Source organism: Collinsella aerofaciens (genome assembly GCF_040915545.1).
GTDB lineage: Bacteria > Actinomycetota > Coriobacteriia > Coriobacteriales > Coriobacteriaceae > Collinsella > Collinsella aerofaciens_BE.
Window position 1 is genome coordinate 1 of sequence record NZ_JBCPDH010000067.1, and the last position, 1,621, is coordinate 1,621.

Here is a 1,621-nt window from a genome sequence, read left to right on the forward strand (position 1 = left end):
CCTTGATTCTCATTTTCATTGCAACAGCCTCAGGACTCAGCGCAACGCGTTGCGCTGAGTCCTGAGGCGCGAATCCGGGTAGGCAACCCCAGAGGGGCCGGAATCCCCCGGCCCGCGATGGAGGGAGGCCGGCATGTCCAGACCCAAGCCGTCCGGAAGGTCGTACGGGAGGCTCACGAGGCACGAGAGGAACACGGTCGAGAGGATGCTCGACCGCAACCGCAGCGCCCGCGAGATCGCCGCGGAGCTCGGCAGGTCGCCCTCGACCGTGACCAGGGAGGTGGCGGCGCACCGCTACGTCACCGCGCCGCGCTCGCGCTACGGCGAGCCCGCGCCCGCGGACCTGTCGGGGGCCTGCCCCAGGCTCTCCGCGTGGCCGAGGTGCTGCAACGGCTGCTCGCACAGGAGGGGCTACGGCTGCTCGAGGAGGCCCAGGGTGTTCTACAGCGCCAGGAGGGCGCAGGAGGCGGCCGACGCCGAGCTCTCGGCGAGCAGGTCCGGGATCGACGAGACCGAGGAGGGCGCCGCCGCCAAGCTCGCGGCCATCAGGGACGGGCTCGCGCGCGGGCTCTCCCCGCAGCAGATAGCGGCGACGACCCCCGGGCTCAGCGCCTCCACCGTCTACAGGTGGGTGGACGCCGGCTACGACGGCATGACGAACATGGAGCTCAGGCGCAAGGTCGGCTACAGGCCGAGGTCGCGCCGGGCCCCGAAGAGGGCGACGTCCCACTCGGCGCGCAGGTCGCACGCGTCGTTCCTCGCGCTCGGCGAGGACGCCTGCGCCGCGGCCTGGGAGATGGACACCGTCGAGGGCTCCAGGGGCGACTCCGCCAGGCTCCTCACGCTCCTGCACCGCCCGAGCCGCTTCCAGCTGGCCCTGCCGCTGCCGGACGGCACGTGCGCCTCGGTCCTGGCGGCGCTCTCCTCCCTGCGCGGGGTCCTCGGCGAGGACGGCGCGAGGCGCGCCTTCGGCGCCGTGCTCACCGACAACGGGAGCGAGTTCGCCGACGAGGGCGCCGTCGCGGCGCTGCTCGGCGAGCGGGACGGCGAGACCAGGCTCTTCTACTGCGACCCCCGGCAGAGCCAGCAGAAGGGCGCGTGCGAGAAGAACCACGTGGAGATCAGGAAGCTGCTGCCCAAGGGCGCCGGGGCCAGGTTCGACCGGCTGACGGCGGCGGACTGCGCGCTGCTCATGTCGCAGGTGAACTCCGAGCCGAGGGGGGCGCTCGGGTTCCTGACGCCGGCGCGCGTGCTGCGGATGGCCCTCGGGGAGGACGCCTCCGCCCTCATGGACGCGTTCGGGATAGAGGAGCTGGCGCCCGGCGAGCTCGACCTCACGCCCGGCTGCATCGAAAGGGCCAGGGCCGCGAGGGGCGAGGGGCCGCTGGCGGGATAGGCGGCGGGCCGGGACATGGGCCGGAGGGCCCGTTGCGCTGAGTCCGGAACGGCTGCGCGGCGGGCTGGCGGAGCGTGCGGCGGCGGCATGGGGGCACCGGACTCCACAGCCCCTCCACCTGCGGAAACGAAGTGATGGCCAGGTGCCGGGAGCTATTTCCGCGTTGCGCTAGCTGCGGAAACGCGGGGTCCGTTCAGGCTGTTGCGTTGAGATTGAAAATCAACC

The 1,621-nt window shown here is 72.5% G+C and carries 1 protein-coding gene; it reads left to right on the forward strand.

Annotated elements, in window-relative coordinates:
- Positions 1-133 precede the first annotated feature (133 nt).
- The gene (locus tag AB5202_RS09925; RefSeq protein ID WP_368147523.1) at positions 134-1,396 is read left to right on the forward strand and encodes an IS30 family transposase; all 1,263 of its coding nucleotides are present in this window, start codon (positions 134-136) and stop codon (positions 1,394-1,396) included.
- The last annotated feature ends 225 nt before the right edge of the window (positions 1,397-1,621 follow it).

What these genes read in the sequence shown, in the direction of transcription:
- AB5202_RS09925 (WP_368147523.1), top strand. Translation starts at nt 134, where the DNA reads ATGTCCAGACCCAAGCCGTCCGGAAGGTCGTACGGGAGGCTCACGAGG.